Below are 19,495 nucleotides of genomic sequence, written 5' to 3' on the forward strand. Positions count from 1 at the left end.
TTTAATGGCCCCAGACAATAAACTCACCCAAGTTCAAGACCCTATTCATAGCGCTTCGCCAGCGGTGCGACAGATTATCGAGCGAGTGTTGGAGCTAGAAAAAGATCGGCTCGACCGCAACGATCGCGGTGTGATTCATACGGATATTCTCAATATTGTGAAGGAAGCGGTGCAATGAAGCTGCTGAGCCTGAAACTCTCTAACTTCCGCCCGTTTTTTGGGGAGCATCGGTTGATGTTTGCCAAAAGTCACGATCGCAATATCACGGTCATCCACGGTAACAATGGCGCGGGCAAAACGGCGCTGCTGAATGCCTTTACCTGGGCACTCTACGAAAAATTTACAGCGGCATTGTCTTCGCCAGAATACTTGGTAAACCGTAGGGCGATTGCCGAAGCCAAGGTGGGCAAAACGGTGGACTGTTGGGTGGAGGTTGGGTTTGAGCATGATGGCAAGCAGTATCGCCTGAAGCGAAGCTGTGAAGTGCGCAAAACAAAGAATGGTGTGGAAGGTTCTCGCAACGAGCTATTTATGCAGTTCTGCGGGGATGACGGGCGCTGGCTGTCGTTGCCTAGCTCCCAAAAGCCGGAGGATGTGATTGTCCGCATTTTGCCCAAAAGCCTGCACCAGTATTTTTTCTTTGACGGGGAACGGATCGAGCAAATTTGGCGATCGGACAAACGCCCTGAAATTGCGGAAGCCACTAAAAAGCTTTTAGGCGTTGAAAGCATCGATCGCGCGCTGAAGCATCTCAACCAGGCGCGCAGAACCCTAGAGGAGGAGTTAGGCGGCATTGGGGATGCAGAGACCAAACAGTTGTTGTCTCAAAAGAAACAATCCGAGCAAGATGTGGAACAGATTCACGCCCGTCTGTCGGAAATCGATCGGGAATTAAGCGCTCAAACCCAACTCAAGCAGCAATATACCCAATGCTTGCTAGAACTGAGCGAAGTGGAGCAATTTCAGCGCCAGCGGGATTTGTTGCGAGAACAGGAGAGGGAATTGCGCGATCGCCTTCAGGAGTGCAAGAAAACCCTAAAGCGAGCCATTTCGACCCGTGGTTATACGGTCTTTTTGCCGCCCATTGCCGAGCAATTTCGGGCCATCATCAAAGAACGCGAGCAGCGGGGCGAACTTCCGGCGGACATTAAGCAAACCTTTGTCGAGGATCTGTTGGATCGGCAGCGTTGTATCTGCGGAGCCGAACTCCATGAGGGCACAACCCATCGGGAGGCGGTGAAGGCATGGCTGCAAAAAGCGGGACTGGCTGAAGTGGAAGCAGCGACCTACCGAGTTGATGCTCAAGTCAATGAGCTAGAACGCCAAACGGAAGATTTTTGGCGTGAGGTGGATCGAGCCCAAGCCACAATTCTACAAACCAAGCAGCGACTGGCCCAGATCGATCAAGAGCTAGACACCATCAGCGAGCAACTGCGCCAAAGCCCACGGGAGGATATTCGCCAGTTGCAGCAACGTTTGGATGCGGTGGATCAAAAAGTAGAGGGCTTAACCTTAGAAAAGGGTCAATGCCAAGAAAAGCAGGCTCGACGCGAAGCAGATGTAAAGCAGTTGGCGAAGCAAATTAAGGATCGTAAGCTCAATCAAGGCAAGCAGCGGTTAGCCCAGCGACGGATTGATGCGGCTCAGGATGCGATCGATCGACTGAAGCAGCTCAAAGCCAATCAGGATGTTTTATTCCGCGAACAGTTAGAGGAGCAAATTTCTAAGCTCTACGCCGAAATTTCGTTTAAGCCCTATGTGCCACGTCTGAGCGACAAATACGAGTTGAGCCTTATAGAAGACATGGAGGGACAAGACTCCATTGTGGGTGCCTCTACGGGCGAAAATCAGATTCTCAGCTTGGCGTTTATTGGCAGCATTATTGAGCGGGTGCGGGAGTGGAGTCAGGCGGGGCTGATAATGGGGCCAGACAGCAGCACGTTCCCGATCGTGATGGATTCGCCCTTTGGTAGTTTGGATGAAATTTATCGGCGGCAGGTGGCAAAGTTGCTGCCTGCGTTGGCAGATCAGGTGATTGTGATGGCAACCCAAACCCAATGGCGCGGTGAGGTGGAAGAGGAGATGCTGTCTCGGATTGGGAAGGTGTATGTGCTGACTTACAACTCACCCAAGCCGGACTTGGAAACCGATGACATTGACTGTTTTGGGCAGCGTTATCCTTTAGTTAGGCAAAGTCCGAATGAGTTTGAGTACACCGAGATTTTGGAGGTGAGTCGGAATGGTTAGTGCCTTTGGCTGTTACAAAATTTTACATCTCTAGTATGAAGACCGATACGATTTTTTATGCGTTATTTCAATCGGCTCCAGGGATTTTCTTTGAGCTAATGGGTCAGTCGCCTGAATTAGCACAGAACTATGATTTCCGGTCGGTGGAGGTTAAGCAGACGGCCTTTCGGCTCGATGGGGTGATGTTGCCGGAACGGTTGGATGGCACGGTTTATTTTGGCGAGGTGCAGTTCCAATCCGATGAGCAGCTTTACCATCGCTTTTTTGCCGAGTTGTTTTTGTATCTGAAGCAATTTCCTGAAACCCATGACTGGAAAGGATTATTAATTTATCCCCGTCGGAGTTTGCAGCCTAAGTCATCGCGGTTATTTGAGGAGTTGCTGGCTGGGGAGCGGGTGCGACAGGTCTTTTTAGATGAGTTGGAGGCGATAGACCGTTTGCCTTTGGGTTTGGGGTTAGTCAAGTTGGTGGTGGAGCCAGAGCAGTCGGCACCAGAGAAGGCACGGAGGTTGATTGAACGCGCTAGAACTGAGGAGGATGTGGGCCTTTCGAGGCAGGCGATCGTTGAATTTGTGGAGACTATCATTGTTTATAAGTTCACTCATTTGAGCCGAGAGGAGATTGAAGCGATGTTGGGACTAAGCGAGTTGAAAAATACGCGGGTTTATCAGGAGGCTTCAGAGGAGGGCGCACAGAAAAGACAACGAGAAATTGTCGCGACGATTTTAAGCAGCAGGTTTGGCAATTTGGATCAGGGTTTGCTGAATGTGGTTGAGTGTTTGGCAAATAAGCCATCTTCTGAGTTTATGGCTGCGTTGTTAACGGATTCTCGTGAGGCTTTGATTGAAAGGTTTGATCGTTGATTATCTTGAGTTCACTCATTTGAGCCGAAAGGAGATTTAGGCAATGCTAGGGCTAAGCGAGTTGAAAAATACGCGGTTTTATCAAGAGGCTGTGGAGGAAGGACGTCAGGAGGGACGCCAAGAAAACCAACGAGAATTTGTTGCAATGCTTTTAAGTAACAGGTTTAGCGATTTAGATCAAGGTTTACTAAAGGTGGTTGAGTCTTTGGCAGACAAGTCACCTTCTGATTTTATACCTTCACTGTTGACGGATTCGCGCGATGTATTGATTGAAAAATTTGGTCATTGATTGTCTTGATGGCAAAGTAACGAATATGATTCAATTCTAGAGAATGTCAGAGATGGTAGATTTTTTGGGAAAATATTGTCTATTTTGAGTGAAAAAATGACGTTTCTTCCGGTATCATTGTTCTTTTGGTAAAATTTTCGTTTGGGCAATGCTTGGACTATTGCTGGGTTGTTTTGGATCAAGGGGTTGGCATGGCGGATGCTAGGGTTAAGATTGCGAAGGATAAGGCTGAGTTGGTGAAGGCGCTGAAGGATGGGAGCGATATGAATGGGCCTTTTCAGACTTATGCGGATGTAATTGCATTTGCAGCTATTTTGGGATTTCATCAAGGAAAACGGCTTCCATTTGCGGAAATTTCAATAAAAGATCCAGATCAGGTTCCACAAGATCAATTCAAAAATCGACAAATTATTGATTTAATTGCATTAAATGAAGCCCGCGACCCTAAGATTTTACTAGACAATGAAGCTTGCGATCGACAACGTATAGAAATTTTTCAAGAGTACGCCAATGGTGGATTTGAGTTTCTAAACCAAAAATTTATAGGATCTATAGATTACTTAGATCAAATTTTATTGCTGTTAAATACTGAGAAACACCTTTCGTGAATCGATATTTTGGACAGTTTTAAGAAGTAATGAGATCGTAAGAGTGCATAGCATCGTAGGTAGACTGTGATTTTATGAAAATCGGGACAAAACTTTGGGCCATACCAGAGGGTATAAATTTTGCTAGATAATATACTAAAGGCATCAATCCTTTGATTTAAATCGAGGTTCTGTAATGGCCCAAGCCTATCGTGATAACCTTCGGCAACCCTTCGCTAAACCACTGCCCACAATGTACGATCTTCCGAGTGAAGATCCAGAGGAATCAGGCTTGCCAGATGAATTTCATGATTTTCAGCCGCACCTTTTAAGCGCTACGTTACGACTGGCGGGGGTAGAACGCGATCGCATATTTACAGGCACCGATCTAAACCTTTATTACGATCCCAATCATCCGCTGTGGCATAAACGACCAGATTGGTTCGTGGCAATTGGTGTCCCCCGACTCTATGCAGGATGGGATTTGCGTCTAAGCTATGTGGTTTGGGATGAAGGCGTAAACCCCTACGTCGTCGTAGAATTGCTTTCGCCAGGGACAGAAAAAGAAGATTTAGGGCAGACCAAAGCAGGAGAAGGGGAACCCCCAACAAAGTGGGACGTATACGAAAGCATTCTAAAAGTACCTTATTACATCTTGTATGACCGCTATAGCAATACATTGAGAGGTTTTCGGCTGGTTGAGGGACAGTATCAGGCGCTGGCAGTAGAGAACGACCGGATTTGGATGCCAGAGTTAAAAGCAGGGTTAGGTTTATGGCAGGGTGAGTACGAAGGGAGGACTCGCCCTTGGCTGCGGTGGTTGGACGAGGAGGGTTCCTGGATTCCCACCCCTCTAGAGCAGGCTGAAGAACGACAGCAAAAAGCCGAAGAGCGGCAGCAGCAAGCTGAAGAGCGGCAACGGCAAGCTGAAGCGAATGCGGCTCGCCTTGCCGAGAAATTGAGAGTGCTAGGAATTGACCCCGAGTAAACTTGAGAAATTGGCACGGCACTTCTTGCTTAAGAGGTGCCCTAGGGGATGGGAATCGATTTCAGCAGCCGCTCAACGATGCGATTGGCTGGCTGACCGCCCGATGGAATCATGCGATGGCTGAGGACGTAGGGTGCTAAGCGTTTGATATCGTCGGGTATGACGTAGTCTCGATATTCTAGAAAAGCAAAAGTTTGAGCGGCGCGCTGAAGCGTGACCGTTCCGCGAGGGCTGACGCCTAGGCGAAGGTCTGAGTCCTCGCGAGTGGCTCGCACGAGGTCGAGCATGTATTGCTGCAGCGATCGCTCCACCCGGACCTGAAGGCAAGTTTCTTGAATTTGACGCACTTGGTCGAGGGAAATACAGGGTTGGAGCGATGCTAGCTTGAGACCCGTTTGGGTGCGCTGGAGCATTTCCAGTTCTTCATCAGCAGTGGGATAGCCCAAGCTGAGCGCGAGGGCAAACCGATCCAACTGCGCTTCGGGCAGGGGAAAGGTGCCGTGGGACTCGATCGGATTTTGAGTGGCAATTACAAAAAAAGGCTCGCCAACGCAATGAGAGAAACCATCGATGGTGACTTGATTTTCTTCCATCACCTCTAGCAAGGCGGACTGGGTGCGAGGTGTCGCCCGGTTGATTTCATCGGCTAGGAGGACATTGGCAAATATTGGTCCTGCCAAAAACTCAAACTTGCCCTCGCGGGCATTCCAGATATTCGTACCTGTTAAATCGCTGGGGAGCAGATCTGGAGTACATTGAATCCGCTGAAACTTCCCGTCAATGGAGCGGGCTAGAGCTTTCGCAAGTAGGGTTTTGCCAACACCTGGCACATCCTCTAGCAAAACGTGGCTGCCGGAAAAAAGCGCGACTAGAACGAGCCGGATCGCCTCTTGTTTCCCCACCATGACGGTACCGAGATTCGCAATAAGCTGTTTTACAGGGGTTTGTATGGTCGGCTGGGCGATCGCGGGGGCTGTTACGGGAACCATAGATCGCATCTCCTACAGGGCGAAGGGTTTACAAGGAGCCAGACATCGCGCGATCGCATCCGTTTGGCCGTACTGCCGTTAATCGATCGGGCTAACTGACTGACGCGCGATGGTACAGTCAAGCCGGATTTGTGCCTTCAAGGCATCTAGGGACTCAAATTTTTGTTCGAAACGCAAAAATTGCTCCAGGTGTACCGTTACAGTATGCCCATAGAGATCCCCCGACCAATCGAGGATGTGAATTTCGATCGTTTGGTGGGTTCCACTTACAGTAGGTCGCGCCCCAATATTCATGACGCCAAGCTGCGATTGGGCAAACGCAGAGCTTTCCACCCGTACTTGATAGACGCCACGATGGGGAATAAATTTTTCTACTGACACGTCAAGGTTGGCCGTCGGAAACCCTAGGGTTCGCCCCAACTGTTGGCCCTGCATCACAATCCCCGTCAACGTGTAGGCTCTTCCCAAAAGCTGCTTCGCGCGCGCCACGTCTCCGGTTTCGAGTGCCTGCCGCACTGCAGAACTGCTGATCCGGTCGCGATCCATCACAGCAGGCTCTACGATCGCGACCGGGATGTCGTAGCGAGCGGCGATCGCCCTCAAATCTTCTGCATTCCCCGCGCGTTCGCGGCCAAAGCAAAAATTAAAACCAACGCTGATTTTTTGGGCCTTAAGCTGCCGTACCAATACCTGCTCCACAAAAGCCTCAGGGGTTAAGTTCGCTAAATCGCGATCGAAGGGCAGCAACACCAACTGCTCGACGCCAAGGGCTTCTAGAAGCTGCACCTTTTCTGGAAGGAGGGTCAGCAAGGGCTTCGGCTGGCCGCTAAAGAAAACGTGGGGATGGGGCGTAAAGGAAACGACCGTTGAGTAGCAGTGCGGCTCCGAAGACACCTGTAAAAATCGTTTCCGATCCTCTGGCTCCTGGGTCTTAGGCGTTGAAGACAACGCCCGAATGACAGCGTGGTGTCCTAAATGGACGCCATCAAAGTTGCCTAACGCAACGTGCGTTGGCTGCAAACTAGTTTCTATGGAAGAGGTCACCCACACGGTTTACATTTTGACACATTTTAAGGCGACTTCTGGGCAGAGTTGTCGTTCTGAGCAGCTTACGGATTGGAAGAAAGGGGCGAAAAAGGCTGAAGCCAAGACTGGATCTGCTCGATGCGGCGGTAGTAGGTCAGGTTGTACTGGAGCGGCGTCACCGAGATGAATCCCTGGGCGATCGCCTGAACGTCCGTCAACAACCCCTCATCTTGAGGATAGATCGCAGGGGCGTCGGTCTCCTCTAGAACTTCTCCGGCCAACCAGTAGTAGGTTTTCCCGCGCGGGTCCGAACGCTTTTCAAACAGATCGTGGTAGCGTCGCAACCCCTGCCGGGTCGTTTTGACGCCCGCAATCTCGGCAGCGGGGAGTGCGGGCACGTTTACGTTCAGAAGCATGGGTTCTGGCAAAGGCTGGACGGCAAGCTGCCGGACGAGACCGACCGCATAATCTGCTGCTGGCTGAAAGTCGGAAAAGGTAAAGCTGGTGAGGCTGAGAGCAATGCTCGTGACATCGGCGATCGCCCCTTCCATCGCGGCGGAGACGGTCCCGGAGTAGAGCACATCGGTCCCCAGGTTAGAGCCTTGATTGATGCCCGACAGTAAGAGATCTGGTAGTCCGTCCAACAGCGCGTCCAGCGCTAGCTTGATACAATCGGCAGGCAATCCCGAACAGGCCCACGCCTTGACTGTTGGATGAAATAGACCGCGAACTGGCTCAGCCCGTAAGGGTCGATGCATCGTAAGACCGTGGCCCGTTGCCGAGCGTTCTCGGTCGGGACAGACGACCGTTACCTCATGTCCAGCCGCAGCTAGCGCATTGGCCAGAGCGCAAATGCCAGGAGCGGAAACGCCATCGTCGTTTCCAACGAGTAATTTCATAATTCAGGAGAAGAGGCAGACAAAACGGCGTTTTGGGGCAGCGTAAGCGTACTGTAAGTCAATCTAACCTTAATGCTTTAGACTAGACCATCCTATCCTACGTCCCCTCAGCTTTATTTTCATGGTGTCAACCTTCCTTTCCTCGCATTTTCCCGATCGCTATGGCTGCTAACGTCCTTCTCATTGTCGATATGGTGACGGTTCTGGGGACGGCTGCGGGGGGCGGCTACTTGGCCAGCCGCCTCGGGCAGCCCGTGCTCATGGGATACCTCCTCGCAGGACTGATTGTGGGGCCTTCCGGGCTGAAGTTGATTCCCTCTCCCGAGGAAATCGAGGTGCTATCCAAAATTGGGGTGGCGCTTTTGTTGTTTGCCTTGGGGGTTGAGTTTTCCCTCGGCGATTTACTCAAGGTTCGTCGCATCGCGTTGGGCGGCGGGACGCTCCAAATTTTGCTGACAATTCTGTTGGCAGGAGGGTTAGCCTTTGCCATTGGGGTCGTCAAGACTGTGCCTGCCGCAGTTTTTCTGGGGGCCGCGCTCTCCCTTTCTTCCACGGCGCTGGTGCTCAAGAGCCTGATGGAGCGCAACGAGGTTCAAACGGCCCACGGTCAGGTGATGCTGGGCATTTTAATCGTTCAGGATATTGGGCTGGGATTCATGCTGGCGGTGCTGCCCGCGCTGACGGAACCTGCGGGCGCGTTGGTGCAAGGGTTATTGCTGGCCCTCGTCAAGGCGGCGTTGTTTTTCGCGGGGGCGGCGATCGCCGGACTTTACGTCGTCCCGCCCCTGATGAAGCGGATTGCCCGCACGGGTTCCCAGGAGCTATTCGTGTTGAGCGTGGTAGTGCTGTGTTTGGGGGTGGCCCTTCTGACGAATATTTTGGGGCTGGGGATCGAGATGGGGGCCTTTGTGGCCGGACTCATGATTTCTCAAGTGGAATATTCCGACCAGGCACTCCACAGCATTTTGCCCCTACGAGATGTCTTTGCTACACTCTTTTTTGCCTCCATCGGGATGCTGATCGATCCGCTGTTTTTGCTGAGTCATGCCGGAACGCTCGTCAGTCTGGTGGCAGTGGTGATGCTGGGCAAGGCCATCATTATCGCTCCGTTGGTGGCGCTCTTCGGCTATCCCCTCAAAACGGCCCTCACGGTCGGCCTCGGGATCAATCAAATCGGAGAATTTTCCTTCGTGCTGTCGGGAGTGGCCAGCAAGTTGGGGCTGTTTTCATCCGAGCTTTACGGACTAACGGTGGGGACGACGGCCATTACGCTGCTGCTGACGCCCTTTTTGCTCAAGCTGACGCCCTTCCTATTCCATCAGCTAGAATCCGTGCCCAAACTGGGGCGGTGGCTGCGGGCGGGACAGTATCCCAAAGCATCTTTTATCCCGGAGCACTTGACGGACCACTGTATTGTGGCGGGCTACGGGCGCGTGGGAGAGACGCTGGTGCGATTGCTGCGATCGCGAGGGTATCCCGTGCTCGTCATCGACAACGATGAAGCGACGCTTCAATTACTGCGAGAACGCAAGATCCCCTACGTTTACGGCGATGCCTCTAGCGAGCTGGTATTGCAGAAGGCGAAGCTGAACCACGCCCAAGCCTTGGCGATCGCCCTCACCGATCCCGCCGCAACCCGCCTCGCCCTGAAGCGGGCCGCCAGTATCGCCCCCGACCTAGACATCACCGTCCGCGCCCATGCCAATCAAGAAATCGATACGCTCTATCAGCTGGGCGCAAAGGAAGTGGTGCAGCCGGAATTTGAAGCGGCTTTAGAGATGGGCGCCCACGTATTGCTGAACTTAGGGGGTGAGGTTTCGGGGGTGCTTCAGAGCATCCAAAGCCACCGCGCCGATCGCTACCGCGATATCTTGCCCGATCGATTTGAGACCCTGGCATCGACGAACTTTGGCGAAGCGATGGTGGGGCTGGACGGGAACTGGCGCGTGTTGGCGAAAGGGTCGGCGCTCGTGGGTCAAACCCTCGCCCAAGCCAATATCCGTCAGATGACCGGAGCCACCATTATGGCGATTCGGCGGGGACGGCAGCTCCTGCGCTACCCCGATCCGCAGACGGTTTTGACGGAGGGCGATCGCCTTTTGGTGGTGGGCGACGCTCAGGAGCAGGCTGCTTTTGAGCGACTGTTTGGATGAGGACTGTTTAATCGATCGATGAGCGTGTCAGCAACCAAGGCCATTTCCGGGAAAAAGCTTACCGCTGGCTTCGACTCCCCTTCGGCTTCGCTCCCTTCGGCAAGCTCAGGACACGGCAGGGCAATGCGCTCAGCCAGCTCTAGAGGCTCAGCCAGCTAGAGGCTTTTCTTGAGGTTATCGGAGGGTATAACCTTTCCTGGAAATCACCCAAACACATCCTTTGCATCAGCGATAAATCGTTACCACAATGCATCTTTAATCCGGTCTAACTCTTCAATAGATAGCGACGAAATGCCTCGCAGTAAAAGCGGCTGGGTACTTTGAGCTTGAATTGAGGCTGGATTTAAGAATGCTGCTGCATGGGGCTGCTTTTTTACGTAAGCTTGGAAAAACGCGAGTCCTAACGCCCGCATGTAGATCCTCGCGACTTCTGGGGTTCTGCCGATCAGCTCTTTGGGCGTCACAAAGGCCCGTTCGGTGGGCTGGAGTCGATCGATGGTGGAAAAGTGGGTTGCGCCATCGATCAAAATTAAATGCTTCTCAATATCGGGCAACCACGTAAACGGCTCGATCTGCTCCGCTAGCGGCGGCGTAATGCTATCGGCAGTGCCTGAAATCAACATCACCGGAGCCTGGACGCCCTTGAAACCGTCGAGGCCAAACACGGTACTGGCTGAAGGATTGACGGCGATCGCCGCTTTAACCCGAGGATCTTTGAAGGCATAGTCCTGCTTCGGTAGCTGTTGTGCCTGACATTGGAGCAACAGCGACAGATTTAGACTTTGAGAGAAGGATCGATCGCACCCTTTTTGAAGGCTCTCGAAATTAATCTTCGCGCCGACCAGGGCCAATGCCGTATAGCCGCCAAAGGACTGACCCATAACGCCGACCCGATCGAGGTCCAACCGTCCCTTCAGCCTTTCGTCTGTCTGGTTGAGGCGGGATAGTTCGTCTAGCAGATACGACACATCCAAGGGCCGATCTATAAATTCCTTCGGATTCGACACATCATCGGCCTTGCCGTCCAAAAGCGCGCTGATCTGGCGATCCGAGCTGCCGGGGTGCTCCGGTACTGCGACGACAAAACCGTGAGAAGCCAAATGCTCGGCAAAATACTTGAACGCCGTCCGTCCCGAACCCAATCCATGGGAAATGACCGCGATCGGCATTGGAGCGGAGCGGACTAAGTTGGGAACGTATGCGTCTGCGGCAAACTCCCTGGGAGGGCCAGAGAGCTGGACCCGTCGAGGGCGCTTGTCCGTCAGCGTCAGTGGAATGACATCCCAAGCATAAGGACCAGACTTTCGCAGATTCAGTAATTCAGCAGGACGCGCCGCTGGGCTAGACATTGCCATCCGATCCGAGCGCTGCTGCACGAGCGAAATAGATGTATTGGTCTGCTGTACCAGCTTGCGGATGGACTGAAATACTTCAATCCCTTGAGCGACATCCAACTGAATGCCGGAATCGGGATAATTGCGCATGAGGCTCAAAACCGTCAGCCCTTGAGGATCCGTAGAAGCCAAAATCATGGCCGACCGCAGCGCCTGCAGGCTAGACACTTGAGATTTTGCTTTGACGAGAGTACTCGCTCGCTCTAGCATCTTCTCGCCCGTAGGCGTGTACAGAAACTGCGAAATTACATCGGGGGATAACTCAATCCGCTTTTTGAGTGCTTCTCTGAGATCTGCAAGTTGGGCGGGTTTTAAAAACTTGGAATAGGTTTTCAGGGTTGGCGAGAGGCGACCTTCCTGGGCGTAAACTTCTAAATCTGAAACGGGCAGGGTAATTTCAATAAATCCATAGGTGGCATGAACCCGTTCCGCCGCATCGACCGCACAGGTCAGCATGAGACCCATGGCAAAGCTGCAACCGCCTAAATAAGACCGCCAATCCATTCGCTGCTTGGTTAATTTTTTCACGCCCTTTGCCTAATTCCCAATTTCGATCGATCGTCCGGCGCACCTGTGAGATGCCATGTTTCATCCAACCGAGAACCGCTATAGATAGAATCCCCCTCGCCTATCACGATCGAACTGTTTCAGGGTAACCGTGCTAGCAAACAGCGATCGCAGCAAAAAGGGAGTCTGGATTCGCCTCCCCCCTTTTGCGCGAGCTTTACCCTAAAATTTCACCCAGTCTAACCAAGGGAGATCGACGATGCAATCTATTGACACTTTTTGTTCGATCGAATCTTAGGTTGCAAAGCGATAGGTTTCGGCGGATTGCAATTGCCAGCTATCCTCAACCCCAAGCTCTAAGACTTTCTGGTGATAATCTACCAAGCTAGGACGATGGCCCACGCTGATATAGGTGATATTCAGACTTTGCAAAAGCTGGTACAACCGCCGCTCGTTGGGGACATCTAGGGCGCTCGTGGCCTCATCCAAGATGACGTACTTGGGCTGGTTCAGCAGAATACGGGCAAAGGCGAGGCGCTGCTGTTCGCCTTGGGAGAGGACAGCGGCCCAGTCTTTTTCAGCGTCGAGTCCGCCCATGCGATCGCTCAAGTCCTCTAGGTTGACGATTCGCAGAGCCTCTTGAATTTCGGTGTCGGTAATGTTTTCGCGCAGGTTGGGATAGATGAGCTGTTCGCGCAGGGTGCCCAGCAGCATGTAGGGCGTTTGGGGCAAGAACAGCACTTCGTGGTAGTCAGGGCCTTCAACGGTGCCGGAGCCGTTGCGCCATAACCCGGCGATCGCCCGGAGCAGAGAACTTTTCCCGCACCCGCTCGTGCCCACCACCAGTAAAGAATGGGGCGGCTCTAACTCAAAGAACAAGTTTTGAAATAAGGTTTGCTCGGCGTTTGGAGTGCGGAGCGTCAGATCGTTGATTTTGAAATGGGTAGACAGGTGATTTTGAATACCACCGTCCGTACTGCCACCCGCCGCAGGGTGTCGAAAACGCTCGAAGAGCATACCCAGACGTTCGATGCTAGCTGCAAAGGAAGAAATATCCTGAATTCGGCTGGGAATTAACGATAGCGCGCCAAGGACCATTTGAAAGGCAAAAATCCCCTGACCGATGGTGCCGAAGTCTACCTTGCCGACAAAATAAAGCGGTGCGACGATGAGATACGGAACCAGACGGGCGAAGTAGTTGTAGGCGTACTGGAAAATATCTAAAAAAGCAAGCCAGATAATCAAGAAATCGAAGTTACGAATGGCTCGACCCAAACGTCCTTCCACTTGGCCGCGCTCTAATCCTTCTCCCCGATAAAACGCAATCGATTCAGCGTTATCGCGGACGTGAACCATGCCGTAGCGAAAGTCCCCTTCTAGGCGCAGCTGATTGAAGTTGAGTGCGATCAGCTTAGTTCCAATGACGATAGCCAAAACAGTCCCAATAGAGACATAGCCCACTAGCCCTAACGTCAGCTCGCGAGAAATGCTGAGAAGAATGCCAGTAAAAGCAATTAAGTCTAAAACAGAATTCAAAATCTCTAAAATGAGATCTAGAATCGTGACCGTAAAAGAACGAATGTCTTCCGTAATCCGCTGATCTGGGTTATCAATGTCGGTATTGGCTGCGTTGGAGTCTAGTTCGTAGTAAGTGCGATCTTTAAAGTAGCCGTTCAAAAAAGTATTCGTCAGCCACTCTCGCCAAAATAGCGCTAGCTTGCGGCGAGTATAGCGATAGCCGATCAGAATGGGAATCGCGACGACCAATACAATGCCATAAACTGTTAAAAACTCCCAAAAAACGTTAGGGTCTTTAGCATTGAGCGCGTTGTCGATAAATCGAAACACGTAGCTAATCAGAACGTTTAAGCTGCTGACGATAAAAGCAAGAAAAAGCAGCAGCCCTAAAATAAGCCATTGTTTCTCTCTGCCCTTCAGCTTTCTGCGATAGGCATAGAACACCCCGCTACTCAGCAGCAAGAGCGCTAAAAACACGTAAGAAGCGGGATAACGCAGTAGACTCTGGAAAATTTCTGTGGAGTTTTTGCCAAGACCCGACAAAAATTGCAGGTAAATAATCTGCTTGGTCAAACCCGCAAAAAACTTAGGATTAAACTGGAAGCCGATTAAGGCTAGGGCCACAACAAAGAAAAAGGTAAACGCCACCACAAAAACAAGCTGCGTGGCGATCAAAAAGAAAAATTGCCGCGAACTATTTGCTTCCGGCGGATAGAAGTAGGGTTGAGCCACTTCCACAAATCGCGCCCACAGCTTGCGGTCGAACCGAAACCGCTGCGGGACGACTGACGAGTCTACTGCGCTCATAGCACCTCAAGCAAAAAGGAATATTTCACAGTGTAAAGGAGGATACGCGCTTTTCCAGCACGAACTGGGCAATGCGGCTGGCAATGCGGCAAACGCGCTAACCGGCGATCGCCTTAACGCGTCCTCCGTCCAAAGCCTTCGACCCATTCCCGCAGCATTCGTTCCCCAAGGGCGAACAGTCGATGCCAGCCTCCCCAATTATGAGAGCCTCACCGATTCCCGCTCGATAACAGACCCAATATTGTGCTGTTTTATTGCACGAAATCTATAGCAGACGCTCTAGCAACCTCCGGCATTTCCCCAAGGATGGCTGAAATCTTTGCCAGGCAAGCGCCACAAATATTCTTCCGGCAGGCATTTATATCGACTTTCTTAACAAGCAGTTAACAAACATCAATTTTATGTAAAGCAAAATAACGTTTTCGGGGTAGGCATTAATCTTTGCACGAGTTTTGCACAAACCCGCTGATTTAATCAAAGGTGGTTCAAACAGCAATGAGTCCGTCGATTCCAAAATCGGGATTCTCGCTCAGAAGAAATTGGCAGACAATCGAACATTCGTTCTCTGAGACGGTCTTTTTTTAAGGCCCAACTCAAGCATTGCATGCCAATTTATTTCTATCTATTGCTCGAAACCCAATTTAATAACTTGAATATCGAGCAAAAAATTAACTTGCTTTAAATGTTAGGAGAAACTTAGAATGCTAGACGCTTTTACCAAAGTGGTTGCCCAAGCAGATGCTCGCGGCGAATATGTAGGCGATTCTCAACTCGATGCTCTCAATGCAATGGTCAGCGACGGACTAAAGCGCATCGATACCGTCAACCGCATTACCGGTAACGCATCCTCCATCGTTGCAAGCGCTGCACGTTCCCTCTTCGCCGATCAGCCTCAACTCATCGCACCCGGCGGTAATGCTTACACCAACCGCCGCATGGCTGCCTGCCTGCGCGACATGGAAATCGTTCTACGCTATGTAACCTACGCAATCTTCACGGGCGACGCCAGCGTATTGGATGACCGCTGCCTCAACGGCCTGCGCGAAACCTATCTGGCTCTGGGCGTACCCGGCGCTTCCGTCGCAGCTGGTATCGGCAAGATGAAAGATGCTGCTATTGCGATCGCCAACGACAAGGCTGGCATTACCCAAGGCGATTGCAGCTCCATCATGGCTGAAGTTGCATCCTACTTCGACCGTGCTGCTTCTGCTGTCGGCTAAAGCATCTATTTCATAGCAACAATCATTTACCCGTTGCTCGATCGATCGTTTGTGGATCGATACACCGTAAACCATTATTGCGAAAATCATTTAGGGAGATCCGTATCCAATGAAAACTCCATTAACCGAAGCTGTAGCTGCTGCTGATTCTCAAGGTCGTTTTCTCAGCACGAGCGAACTGCAAGTTGCGTTTGGCCGCCTGCGTCAAGCTCCAACCGGCCTGCAAGCCGCTAGAGCGCTAGCCGCAAAATCCAGCAGTCTGGCAGAAGGCGCTGCAAATGCCGTCTACCAAAAATTCCCGTACACCACCCAAATGCAAGGGAACAACTACGCTTCTTCCGCTTCCGGTAAAGCAAAGTGCGTGCGCGACATCGGCTACTACCTGCGCATGGTTACCTACTGCTTGATTGCAGGCGGTACGGGCCCCATGGATGACTATCTCCTAGCAGGCGTCGGTGAAATCAACAGCACCTTCGAACTGTCTCCTAGCTGGTACGTCGAAGCCCTCAAGCACATCAAAGCAAATCACGGTCTCAGCGGCGACGCAGCCATTGAAGCCAATTGCTACCTCGACTATGCCATCAATGCCCTAAGCTAAGGGTTTCTTTTCGCCCAGAGCACGAAATGCGGTTGGCGTTGCTTTATGCAGCGTGGATGGCAATCCGAGGTTCTGGGCGAATTTTTTGATTGGATGGTTTCAGGTGCTAAGGACGCGATCGGTTCTGGAACAGCTGAAAAGTCAGACCTTAAGACAGTTAGAGGAACCAGTCCCGTCGAATTGCGCAAAGCAAACAGGCCCCTCAAATCAGGCGGAGTGTACGGGAGTATCTGGTAAGCTTCGATCGGCTTAAATCCAACCGGCCATAAATGCATCGACAAATGCATCGACGGGGTTCCCGCGCGATCGACGTGTCCTCGGCTTAAGGCAACTTCTGCAGCAGAATTCATCGTTCTTTGGCGTTTCGAGATCTTACCCTCTTGCAACCCCCCAATGAATGGGAGATCGATATTCCAGATATCGCCTAATATCATCGCGTTTGACCCATTAACTAATTAAGGAGAATCATCTGTGGCGATTACAACTGGAGCTTCACGACTAGGGACGAGCGCTTTCAGCGAAACTAGCCCTGTGGAATTGCGCCCGAACTGGACGCCAGAAAATGCCAAGGCCGTCATACATGCCGTTTATCGCCATGTATTGGGGAATACTTATCTGTTGTCCAGCGACCGATTTCCCGTGCTGGAATCTTTGCTCAACAACGGACAGTTGACGGTGCGCGAATTCGTTCGAGCCGTGGCCAAGACGGAATTATACAAAAACAAGTTTTTATATCCTCATTTCCACACCCGAGTGATAGAGCTGAATTTCAAGCACCTCTTAGGTCGCGCGCCCCATGACGAAGCTGAAGTCATCGAGCACCTAGATCGCTATCAAACGGAAGGGTACGATGCAGATATCGACTCTTACATCGACTCTGCCGAGTATGAGGAAAAATTTGGCGACTCGATCGTGCCTTATTACACTGGATTCGAGTACCAAGCGGGGCAACGAGCGACTGGGTTCACCGGACTGTTCAGTCTGTACCGGGGCTATGCCAATAGCGATCTTTCCCAGATTAGCGGTGCGAGTTCTTCCCTTGCGGCTAATTTGGCTAGAAATAGCGCCTCGGCGATCGTAGCGCCTTCCGGCAGCAGCAATGGGTTTGCCTACCGAGCCTCCGAGCAAGGTACGATGCCGAATCGCGCGTTTGGTCGCTCTGCTGTCGGCTCGACGGATCGGCTTTACCGCATTGAGGTATCGAGCCTCAACCTGCCCCGCTATCCTAAGGTTCGGCGCGTCAACAAAGAGTACATCGTGTCCTACGAGCAGCTCTCCAGTACGCTTCAGCAAATCAATAAGCTGGGCGGGAAAGTTGCGAGCGTGACTGTGGCGCAGTAAAAACCTACTGTCAAACGGAACCCCATCCATACTTGTACGGATTGCTACTTTGTCAAACCTATACGGAGATCGAATCGCTATGCTTGGACAAGCAACCCCTGGAGCCGCTAGCTCGACGGCCAATAGCCGCATTTTTATCTACGAAGTGACGGGCTTGCGGCAAAACGATCAGACTGACAATTCCAACCATCCCGTTCGCAATAGCGGCTCCACTTTGCATCAGGTGCCCTATGGCCGCATGAATAGCGAAATGCGCCGGATAGCGCGATTGGGAGGCAAGATCGTTAAAATTTACCCCCTCTCCGGTCAGACACCCGCCAAGACCGCACCTACAGAAGAATAGGCAGAAGGCGCGATTCTGTAGGTGTGCAAGGCCTTGCGCACCTATGGTTCGGGATTTTCTTTTCTAGAAATCGCCTAAACTCAGTAGATCGAAAACTTCTTACACTCGATCCCCCAACCCCCTTAAAAAGGGGGCTTCAGAGTTAAAGTCCCCCTTTTTAAGGGGGATTGAGGGGGATCGAATGTAACAATCTTCTGGGAAAGCCGTAATTTTCGATCTACCGAAACTGAGAATTAAATGTCAAAACGCCTGGATGAAACATCTTCATCCAGGCGTTTCTCTAGCAATTGGACTTTAGACTAAACAGGAAGGAAAAGCGGTCAGCCGAAGAAGACTGACCACTCGATGATAGAAGCTGAAAGTTGGAAAACATATCGGCTTCATCATGACCAGTTTGCAGAATCTTGAGATATTTCGCCATCGCACCTATCTGTTATTGGGAAACGGGAGGGATGCGCTGTTCGATTTGATGGACGCAGTGTTGACAACCCGGAGCGTTGCATCCTTCGTAGAGCTGTCATTAAGTCCCGTCTTTCGTCGAGAATGGCCGAGCATCTATGAAGCGCTCCAAGATGGTCGGCCCTCGCGTCAAGCCTTGATGAAAGAATGTGTGCGGCACATCCCTACATCAGAAGTGGTGGTTCTGGCAGGAGACCATACGGCGTGGTCACGGCCCTATGCAAAAACGCTCCAAGACCGTACCTATGAACACCAACCATCGGTGCTGTCTGGAGGCAAACCCGTTGCCGTCGGTCAGGGGTATAGCACGATCGCCTGGATACCCCAGGAGCAAGGCAGTTGGGCTTTACCCCTGCGCCATGAACGGATCACCAGCTTTGATACCCCCCTTGGCAAAGCCGCAACTCAGTTACGCCAAGTCTGCGCTCAAATTCCAGGACATGTCCTGTTCTTAGGAGATGGAGAGTATGGGTGTGCCCCCTTTCTCAAACAGACCGCAGACATCCCCTGCGACAAGCTGCTGAGGTTACGACCGAATCGAGTGCTCTATCATGCCCCACAGCCCTATCAGGGGAAGGGCAGACCCCATCGACATGGCCCAAAATTTAGCCTCCAAGCGCCCGATACTTGGACAGTCGCTCAAGAAGAGATGACGACCCACGACCCCAAATTGGGACGAGTGAAAGTGCGTCGATGGGAAGCACTTCATTTAAGACAAGCTGCCGACGCTCCCTTTGACCTGATTCTGGTTCAACGACTTGATGCCCCTGACTCAAAACCGTTGTGGCTGATTTGGATGGGACAACAGAAGGCTGTGCTGGGTCAAATCTGGCAAAAGTACCTGCGTCGCTTTGCCATTGAGCATTGGTATCGATTTGTTCGACAACGGTTCCATTGGACGGTGCCTCAACTGTCTACCCCAAAACAGATGGAAACTTGGTCTGACCTAATGCCGTTGCTCACTTGGCAATTATGGCTCGCTCGTGAGGTCGTGGAAGATTCCCCTTTGCCCTGGCACAAACCCATGACCAAATTGACCCCAGGACGCATTGCAAATTCATTTGCTTCACTTTTAGCTAGGATTGGCTCTCCTGCCTCTGACCCGAAACCTCGTGGAAAGTCTCTTGGTTGGCCTACAGGTAAACCTAGGAGCCGTCGTCCTTTCTGTCCAACGGTCAAAAAAAGGTTTGCCAAGCCCAAGGAAACGGCTGATACAGCAGCCTAAACCTTAAACTTCTTCCCTTTGATTCTCGGTCTCGAATGCTGA

17 protein-coding genes are annotated in these 19,495 nt (G+C 51.7%); 12 read left to right on the plus strand and 5 right to left on the minus strand.

What is annotated here, in order from left to right; genetic code table 11:
* Positions 1-4: 4 nt before the first annotated feature.
* The 6 genes from R6H26_RS13495 to R6H26_RS13520 all read left to right on the plus strand — a co-directional run bounded on the left by R6H26_RS13495 (position 5) and on the right by R6H26_RS13520 (position 4,974).
* Positions 5-178, plus strand: coding sequence for a hypothetical protein (locus R6H26_RS13495; protein WP_404790975.1), 174 nt, complete (start codon positions 5-7; stop codon positions 176-178).
* Positions 175-2,247 (plus strand): AAA family ATPase, encoded by a 2,073-nt coding sequence (locus R6H26_RS13500; protein ID WP_404790977.1) that lies wholly within the window; start codon positions 175-177, stop codon positions 2,245-2,247. The genes R6H26_RS13495 and R6H26_RS13500 overlap by 4 nt, the downstream gene beginning before the upstream one ends.
* A gap of 35 nt (positions 2,248-2,282) precedes the next feature.
* Complete coding sequence (locus R6H26_RS13505; RefSeq protein ID WP_404790979.1) at positions 2,283-3,110, plus strand: Rpn family recombination-promoting nuclease/putative transposase; 828 nt, start codon at positions 2,283-2,285, stop codon at positions 3,108-3,110.
* A 43-nt stretch (positions 3,111-3,153) separates the two neighbouring features.
* Positions 3,154-3,399, plus strand: a complete 246-nt coding sequence (locus tag R6H26_RS13510) for a hypothetical protein (protein ID WP_404790981.1) — start codon at positions 3,154-3,156, stop codon at positions 3,397-3,399.
* 173 nt (positions 3,400-3,572) lie between these two features.
* Positions 3,573-4,007, plus strand: a complete 435-nt coding sequence (locus R6H26_RS13515; protein WP_404790983.1) for a DNA phosphorothioation-associated protein 4 — start codon at positions 3,573-3,575, stop codon at positions 4,005-4,007.
* Between the two features lie 175 nt (positions 4,008-4,182).
* Positions 4,183-4,974 carry a Uma2 family endonuclease gene (locus R6H26_RS13520; RefSeq protein ID WP_404790985.1) on the plus strand — a complete coding sequence of 264 codons (792 nt, stop codon included), beginning with the start codon at positions 4,183-4,185 and terminating at the stop codon, positions 4,972-4,974.
* Positions 4,975-5,015: 41 nt separating this feature from the next.
* Here the strand turns inward: R6H26_RS13520 and R6H26_RS13525 are convergent, their stop codons facing one another.
* The 3 genes from R6H26_RS13525 to surE all read right to left on the minus strand — a co-directional run bounded on the left by R6H26_RS13525 (position 5,016) and on the right by surE (position 7,888).
* Positions 5,016-5,963, minus strand: coding sequence for an AAA family ATPase (locus tag R6H26_RS13525; protein WP_404790986.1), 948 nt, complete (start codon positions 5,961-5,963; stop codon positions 5,016-5,018).
* A gap of 78 nt (positions 5,964-6,041) precedes the next feature.
* On the minus strand, positions 6,042-7,013 hold the full coding sequence (locus tag R6H26_RS13530) for a bifunctional riboflavin kinase/FAD synthetase (protein ID WP_404790987.1): 972 nt from the start codon (positions 7,011-7,013) through the stop codon (positions 6,042-6,044).
* 59 nt (positions 7,014-7,072) lie between these two features.
* Positions 7,073-7,888, minus strand: coding sequence for a 5'/3'-nucleotidase SurE (gene surE, locus R6H26_RS13535; RefSeq protein WP_404790989.1), 816 nt, complete (start codon positions 7,886-7,888; stop codon positions 7,073-7,075).
* Between the two features lie 161 nt (positions 7,889-8,049).
* Here surE and R6H26_RS13540 point away from each other — a divergent pair, with 161 nt between their 5' ends.
* A complete protein-coding gene (locus tag R6H26_RS13540) occupies positions 8,050-10,041 on the plus strand; it encodes a cation:proton antiporter (protein ID WP_404790991.1) in 1,992 nt (663 codons plus the stop codon).
* A 239-nt stretch (positions 10,042-10,280) separates the two neighbouring features.
* On the opposite strand, the gene R6H26_RS13545 is transcribed toward R6H26_RS13540, so the two are convergent.
* The gene (locus R6H26_RS13545; RefSeq protein ID WP_404790993.1) at positions 10,281-11,963 is read right to left on the minus strand and encodes an alpha/beta hydrolase; all 1,683 of its coding nucleotides are present in this window, start codon (positions 11,961-11,963) and stop codon (positions 10,281-10,283) included.
* Positions 11,964-12,236: 273 nt separating this feature from the next.
* Positions 12,237-14,267, minus strand: coding sequence for an ABC transporter ATP-binding protein/permease (locus tag R6H26_RS13550; protein ID WP_404790995.1), 2,031 nt, complete (start codon positions 14,265-14,267; stop codon positions 12,237-12,239).
* A 701-nt stretch (positions 14,268-14,968) separates the two neighbouring features.
* On the opposite strand from R6H26_RS13550, the gene R6H26_RS13555 reads away from it, so the two are divergent.
* The 5 genes from R6H26_RS13555 to R6H26_RS13575 all read left to right on the plus strand — a co-directional run bounded on the left by R6H26_RS13555 (position 14,969) and on the right by R6H26_RS13575 (position 19,453).
* The gene (locus R6H26_RS13555) at positions 14,969-15,487 is read left to right on the plus strand and encodes a phycocyanin subunit beta (protein WP_404790997.1); all 519 of its coding nucleotides are present in this window, start codon (positions 14,969-14,971) and stop codon (positions 15,485-15,487) included.
* A 109-nt stretch (positions 15,488-15,596) separates the two neighbouring features.
* Positions 15,597-16,085, plus strand: a complete 489-nt coding sequence (gene cpcA, locus R6H26_RS13560) for a phycocyanin subunit alpha (protein WP_404790999.1) — start codon at positions 15,597-15,599, stop codon at positions 16,083-16,085.
* Between the two features lie 471 nt (positions 16,086-16,556).
* Positions 16,557-17,426, plus strand: a complete 870-nt coding sequence (locus tag R6H26_RS13565) for a phycobilisome rod-core linker polypeptide (RefSeq protein WP_404791001.1) — start codon at positions 16,557-16,559, stop codon at positions 17,424-17,426.
* A gap of 79 nt (positions 17,427-17,505) precedes the next feature.
* Positions 17,506-17,769: a phycobilisome linker polypeptide gene (locus R6H26_RS13570; protein ID WP_404791003.1), complete on the plus strand. Its 264-nt coding sequence runs from the start codon at positions 17,506-17,508 to the stop codon at positions 17,767-17,769.
* A 385-nt stretch (positions 17,770-18,154) separates the two neighbouring features.
* The gene (locus R6H26_RS13575; protein ID WP_404788131.1) at positions 18,155-19,453 is read left to right on the plus strand and encodes an NF041680 family putative transposase; all 1,299 of its coding nucleotides are present in this window, start codon (positions 18,155-18,157) and stop codon (positions 19,451-19,453) included.
* Positions 19,454-19,495 lie beyond the last annotated feature (42 nt).

Origin of the sequence: Altericista sp. CCNU0014 (assembly GCF_044923475.1) — a bacterium.
Classification (GTDB): Bacteria; Cyanobacteriota; Cyanobacteriia; order Thermosynechococcales; family Thermosynechococcaceae; genus JAAURS01.

Coding starts and splice junctions, on each gene's coding strand:
- R6H26_RS13495 (WP_404790975.1), top strand. CDS start 5: ATGGCCCCAGACAATAAACTCACCCAAGTTCAAGACCCTATTCATAGC.
- R6H26_RS13500 (WP_404790977.1), top strand. CDS start 175: ATGAAGCTGCTGAGCCTGAAACTCTCTAACTTCCGCCCGTTTTTTGGG.
- R6H26_RS13505 (WP_404790979.1), top strand. CDS start 2,283: ATGAAGACCGATACGATTTTTTATGCGTTATTTCAATCGGCTCCAGGG.
- R6H26_RS13510 (WP_404790981.1), top strand. CDS start 3,154: ATGCTAGGGCTAAGCGAGTTGAAAAATACGCGGTTTTATCAAGAGGCT.
- R6H26_RS13520 (WP_404790985.1), top strand. CDS start 4,183: ATGGCCCAAGCCTATCGTGATAACCTTCGGCAACCCTTCGCTAAACCA.
- R6H26_RS13525 (WP_404790986.1), bottom strand. CDS start 5,963: ATGGTTCCCGTAACAGCCCCCGCGATCGCCCAGCCGACCATACAAACC.
- surE (WP_404790989.1), bottom strand. CDS start 7,888: ATGAAATTACTCGTTGGAAACGACGATGGCGTTTCCGCTCCTGGCATT.
- R6H26_RS13540 (WP_404790991.1), top strand. CDS start 8,050: ATGGCTGCTAACGTCCTTCTCATTGTCGATATGGTGACGGTTCTGGGG.
- R6H26_RS13550 (WP_404790995.1), bottom strand. CDS start 14,267: ATGAGCGCAGTAGACTCGTCAGTCGTCCCGCAGCGGTTTCGGTTCGAC.
- R6H26_RS13555 (WP_404790997.1), top strand. CDS start 14,969: ATGCTAGACGCTTTTACCAAAGTGGTTGCCCAAGCAGATGCTCGCGGC.
- cpcA (WP_404790999.1), top strand. CDS start 15,597: ATGAAAACTCCATTAACCGAAGCTGTAGCTGCTGCTGATTCTCAAGGT.
- R6H26_RS13570 (WP_404791003.1), top strand. CDS start 17,506: ATGCTTGGACAAGCAACCCCTGGAGCCGCTAGCTCGACGGCCAATAGC.
- R6H26_RS13575 (WP_404788131.1), top strand. CDS start 18,155: ATGACCAGTTTGCAGAATCTTGAGATATTTCGCCATCGCACCTATCTG.